Consider the following 5,127-nt stretch of genomic DNA (forward strand, 5'->3'; position numbering starts at 1 on the left):
ATGTCGTAAGTTGCCCTGCCGCAGTACAAGGCAGCGACTGGGAGTATGATTCCGCAAGAAGGCAACCGTCTGATAGAGCCCTCTATTGGTTCAACAAACCAAAGACCACGGTTTGTATGTCAGACATAAGCACGAAAGCCGTCCGCAATTCACATCAAGGCGCGGGCACTCAGCCCATTTCGTACGGCGGCGCAACGGCCCGCCCGCTATTCGCCTCCATATCGACCGATATGGAACGGTTTGGATTGAGGCAGATGTGTGCTGCCGCAGTGCCCGAGGAATTTAACGATTCCGATGGTTACGTTCGTGGCTTGCTCCATGCCAGCCCTCAACTTCAGCCTACTGATCACCCGCCACACTGGGCACAATTTCTTGGGACTTTACCCTCAATCGTCTCCTCCAAGTATGGGACACCATCTCTGGTGCGCCATTAATTCAGCATGCTGAAGGCCTTTTCCACCCACGACTCCCGCCACTGAGCCACACTGCATGTAAGCCCCCAGCGGGCTTAGGATGGCATCCTCCGATTGCTTGCTCGTTCCACAGCTTCTCAGCCACTACATCAAGCAGGTCATCTCCTTACAAGATGAGTTTATAAATATAAAAAAATTTAATATATTATTGAAGACTTAAGAGTCTTAAGTCAAATTTAAAAGGTGAAATTATGTCTGATAAAGAAAAGACTATTGAAGTATTACAAGCTATCGTAACAGGTTTATCTGCAAATTCATTTGGACACAGAATTCAATCTAAAGTATTTGCAGGTTTAGGATTCCAATCTCTTGGAGATAAGTACACTGCTCATGCAACTGAAGAAATGGATTTCGTAGAACAATTCATGGACCGTATCCTTGATTTAGGTGGAGAAATCAAACAAGAAGCTCAAGAAGCTAAACCTATTTATGAGGATATTATCGAATTCATTGAATATGATTACAATGTATCTGTTGAAGGAATTGCATTTATCAATGAAGTAATTGAATCAGGCATTTTAGATTCAACCACTCTCGACTTAATGAAAATCTATTTAAAAGATGAAGAAGAAGATATGTATTGGAGTGAACAACAGCTTGATTTATGCAAAATGATCGGTAAGCAAAATTACTTAACACAATTGTTAATCAATGATCAAACTGCAGAATAATCATAATCAAGAATAGTCAAAATCAAGATTAATGTTGGGCCTCTTAAACATATTTAAGAAATTGGAGGGGTTTAAAATTAAAATTAAAGCTATAAGAACATATGAAAACGGCTTTATGAAGCAGCCTTTTGCTTTTGGTGGAGAAGAAGGAATGGAAAACTTCGACTCATCTATCAAATATCGTGCAAGTCTTCAAAACTATTTGATTGATACTGGGGATGAAGTAATCCTTGTAGACACTGACATGCCTAAGGAATTTCCAGATATGGAAGTTGATGAAGATACAATGATTCACAATGGAGACAGGATAACTGATTACATGTCTGCATTGGATGAATTAGGATATAAGGCAGAGGATGTTTCAAAGATATTGATTACTCACAAGCACCCTGACCATACTGGTGAACTTAGAAATTTCCCTAATGCTAAGGTTTACATGTCCAAGATTGAAGCTGATGACATGGAGTTGGAAGGAGACAATATAGTTCCTGTTGAATATGGCAGTGGAGGCTATTATAATTTCGAAAAATCAGAAAAAATAGCGGATGGTGTATATCTAATTGAAGCTATTGGCCATACTAATGGAAACAGCATTGTAATTGTCGAGGTTGATGATGTATTTTACATGATTCATGGTGACATTACATATACTGATGAGGCATTGTACGCAAATAAGCTATCTATTATCTTCGAAGATATTGAAAAATCAAGAGAAACTTTAGACAATGTACGTGAATTCATTTCAAATAATCCTACAGTATACTTGTCAACCCACACTCCATATGGGCCTGAAAATCTTGAAAACAAGAAGATCATTGATTTGAACAATCCTCCAGAACCTATTTATTTTGAATAGATAGGTTTTTACTTATTTTTTTATTTTTTTATTTCTTTTAACAATTTTTATTTTTATTTTTACTTTTATTTTTTTTAAATATCCATTAAAACATTTAAATGGTGAAGTGGTTTGACTATGAATGAGGAAATGTATAAGGAGTTTTCAAATGTTGTTATCGGAGAGGATAGCATATCCAATGACGCTCTTTTGCAAATCTTAAAGGACTATGCTGGAACTGTCTCTGTATTTGACCTAATGAAGATCAATGCAGAACTGATTGAAGAGAGCAAATATGTTCAGGACAGCTATAAAGAGAAAGCTCATGGAATATATGCCAAATACTTTTTAGCTCGCTTAAAGGAAGTAAGGAGCAATAACAATCACTATACTCATAAAATCGATAAGGATGAGTTTATAGATGCAGTGTCAACATTGCAGTCCTATGAAGATGCTGAATCAATAAGCCATAAAACAAAATTTCCTTTGGTTTATGCTATCATATCACTATACACTACTTTTATTCTTGAAGAGCCAATACATCCTGTAGGGACTCCATTTCCAGGTTCATTGTATGTAGAGGAAATAGATGGAAAGTATTATTGTCCTGTAAAGGATGCAAATGCTGAGTCCCCTAATGCAGTCTGTAAAATGTGCATTGCAGAACAATTGGATTTTTAAGAAGATATAATTTTAATTTAAAATAAGAGAACAGTAGTTTAAATAAAAATAGAAAAAAATTATAAAAAAATTATAAAAAAATAAAATTAAAAATAAAAAAAGAAAAGATTAAAGATTAATCTATATATCATCTGTGTAAATGATAGGTTTGATTAAGTCTTTTGGCTTTTCATCCATAAGTTTGAAAGCTTCTTCTATTTTTTCAAATCCATGGAATTCATAATTGAATGTTTTTCCTGGGTGGATTCTATCGTTTTGAATCAATTTTAATAGTTTTTCAGCTCTTAAGGCTCCACCAGGACAGAATCCTCCTCTGATATTGATGTCTGCCATTCCAAGACCTGTTAAGAATGTTGGCACTGTAAATGTATCTTCAATATCATAGAAATTGATGGTTCCAATGTATCCATTACTTTTTACCAATTGAAGCGCTTCATTGAATGTGCTTGAATTACCTCCTGCAATGATTACGCAGTCTACTTTTTCACCATTTTGCTTTTCTAAAATCTGTTCTACAGTGTTTCCATTTTTATAGCTGATGATTTCGCTGGCACCATATTCCAATGCAAGTTCAGCGCAGTTTGGTCTGCTTCCAGTAGCATATATCTTACCTGCACCTCTTAATTTTGCACCAGCAACTGCCATCAATCCTACAGGTCCAATACCGAATACGACTACAGTATCACCAAAGTTAACGTTTGCCATTTCAACTCCATAGAAACCTGTGGACATCATATCAGTGATCATTAAGGCATCTGCAACATCAACATCATCTGGAAGCAATACTAGGTTTGCATCAGCATAGTTGACAGAGAACTTTTCTGCAAATACTCCGTCTTTTATGGCTAAAAATTTAAAACTGGTCATTGTGTCTATATCGTGAGCGTTATTGCCTCCTTTCACTTGCACTCCTTTTTCAGACCAATCAGGAGTGGTACATGGAACAATAACCTTGTCGCCAGGTTTGAATTTTGTTACCAATTCTCCAACTTCAAGAACTTCCGCAATTGCTTCATGTCCTAAGATTCTGTTTTCTGCAGGTCCTGATCCACCATGCAAGAAATGGGTGTCAGAAGAACAAGGAGCTACTGCAATAGGTTTACAAATAGCGTCTAAAGGTCCTGCAACAGGTTCGTCAACTTCGAACCAGCCAGATTCATCAACTTTTATCATTCCAAATCCTTTCATAATAAAACTTCCTTTTTTAAATTTATTTTAATTAAATTGTGATTAATGATATATTTTAGGGAATATATAAAATTTGTCTATTGATTTGAATTATATTCAATAATATATATGTATTTGTAAATAAAATTCAATTATTTTTATTTTTTCTAAAAACTTAACAGGTTTAAGTATAATTTTATATGGAATGTTCAATATACTTTTCATTACAGACTATTTATATAGTTGGAAGGTGAAAACATGAAAAACTATTTTGATATCAAGGACAGAATAGCAGTAATAACCGGTGGATCTTCTGGTTTAGGTGTGCAAATTGCAAAGGCATTTGCAAGCCAAGGCGTTAAACTTGCATTGTTTGCAAGACGTGAAGACAAATTGAAAGCAGTTGCAGAAGAGATTGCAGATGAATTCGGTGTAGAAGTCATGTATGCAGTAACTGATGTAACAGATTATGAAAATGTTGAGGAATCCGTACAAAAGGTCATAGACAAATTCGGAAGGATTGACATTTTGGTAAACAGTGCTGGTGTCGGACATATGAAACCTGCTCTTGAACAGACAATCGAAGAATGGGACAAACACTTGAAAATAGATTTAAGTGGTGTTTACTATGCTTCAAGAGCTGTAGGAAAATTCATGGTTGAACAAAAGTACGGTAAAATCATCAATTTAGGTTCAATTCACTCCAGAGTGTCCATTGCTGGTGGAGGAGTAAGCGTTTACACCTCTTCTAAAGGTGGAGTAAAGAATCTCACTCAAGATTTAGCTGTTGAATGGGCTCCATACAACATTACAGTTAATGCAATCGGTCCAGCATACTTCGCTTCTGAAATGACTGCAGAAGTGATTGATTCTCCTGAATTTGCACCTGTAATCCAAGCATACTGCCCAATGGGAAGAGTAGGTGCACCTGGTGAATTGGATGGTATTGCAATTTACTTGGCATCTGATGCATCAAGTTTCTGTACAGGTCAATTGATCTGTATTGATGGTGGTTGGACTTCAATTTAGATAAGATTTTTAATCTTATCTACTTTTTTTAATTTTAAAAATATAAAAATAGTTTATCTTATATATTTTAAAAGTTATCCTATTATTTTTTTATTTTTATTACTTTTTTCATTATTTTTCCCCTTTAAATAATAATACTAATTTTAAAAAAAGTATTACTTAATACAAATTTTAAAAAAAGTATTACTATTTTCTATTTTTCTTTAAATTGGGCGTATGTTCAAAAAAACAATTGATTAATTAAATTTTATTAAAAATAATCTTATTTATT

Annotated in this window: 5 protein-coding genes; 4 read left to right on the forward strand and 1 reads right to left on the reverse strand. The window is 34.9% G+C overall.

Features of this window, described 5'->3' with window-relative positions; genetic code table 11:
• Positions 1–664: 664 nt before the first annotated feature.
• The 3 genes from ACKI67_RS01920 to ACKI67_RS01930 all read left to right on the forward strand — a co-directional run bounded on the left by ACKI67_RS01920 (position 665) and on the right by ACKI67_RS01930 (position 2,660).
• Positions 665–1,144 carry a bacterioferritin gene (locus ACKI67_RS01920; RefSeq protein ID WP_407461707.1) on the forward strand — a complete coding sequence of 160 codons (480 nt, stop codon included), beginning with the start codon at positions 665–667 and terminating at the stop codon, positions 1,142–1,144.
• A 115-nt stretch (positions 1,145–1,259) separates the two neighbouring features.
• Positions 1,260–2,000: an MBL fold metallo-hydrolase gene (locus ACKI67_RS01925; RefSeq protein WP_407461708.1), complete on the forward strand. Its 741-nt coding sequence runs from the start codon at positions 1,260–1,262 to the stop codon at positions 1,998–2,000.
• 117 nt (positions 2,001–2,117) lie between these two features.
• Entirely contained in the window at positions 2,118–2,660 is a 543-nt protein-coding gene (locus ACKI67_RS01930) for a DUF2115 domain-containing protein (RefSeq protein ID WP_407461711.1), read from the forward strand.
• A gap of 120 nt (positions 2,661–2,780) precedes the next feature.
• Here the strand turns inward: ACKI67_RS01930 and ACKI67_RS01935 are convergent, their stop codons facing one another.
• On the reverse strand, positions 2,781–3,848 hold the full coding sequence (locus ACKI67_RS01935) for a zinc-binding dehydrogenase (RefSeq protein ID WP_407461709.1): 1,068 nt from the start codon (positions 3,846–3,848) through the stop codon (positions 2,781–2,783).
• A gap of 237 nt (positions 3,849–4,085) precedes the next feature.
• Here ACKI67_RS01935 and ACKI67_RS01940 point away from each other — a divergent pair, with 237 nt between their 5' ends.
• Entirely contained in the window at positions 4,086–4,856 is a 771-nt protein-coding gene (locus tag ACKI67_RS01940; RefSeq protein WP_407461710.1) for an SDR family NAD(P)-dependent oxidoreductase, read from the forward strand.
• Positions 4,857–5,127: the final 271 nt, after the last annotated feature.

The organism is Methanobrevibacter sp., from assembly GCF_045577275.1.
Taxonomy (GTDB): Archaea; Methanobacteriota; Methanobacteria; order Methanobacteriales; family Methanobacteriaceae; genus Methanobrevibacter.

Excerpts from the sequence above, each read along its gene's own strand:
- ACKI67_RS01920 (WP_407461707.1), top strand. The coding sequence starts at position 665 with ATGTCTGATAAAGAAAAGACTATTGAAGTATTACAAGCTATCGTAACA.
- ACKI67_RS01925 (WP_407461708.1), top strand. The coding sequence starts at position 1,260 with ATGAAGCAGCCTTTTGCTTTTGGTGGAGAAGAAGGAATGGAAAACTTC.
- ACKI67_RS01930 (WP_407461711.1), top strand. The coding sequence starts at position 2,118 with ATGAATGAGGAAATGTATAAGGAGTTTTCAAATGTTGTTATCGGAGAG.
- ACKI67_RS01935 (WP_407461709.1), bottom strand. The coding sequence starts at position 3,848 with ATGAAAGGATTTGGAATGATAAAAGTTGATGAATCTGGCTGGTTCGAA.
- ACKI67_RS01940 (WP_407461710.1), top strand. The coding sequence starts at position 4,086 with ATGAAAAACTATTTTGATATCAAGGACAGAATAGCAGTAATAACCGGT.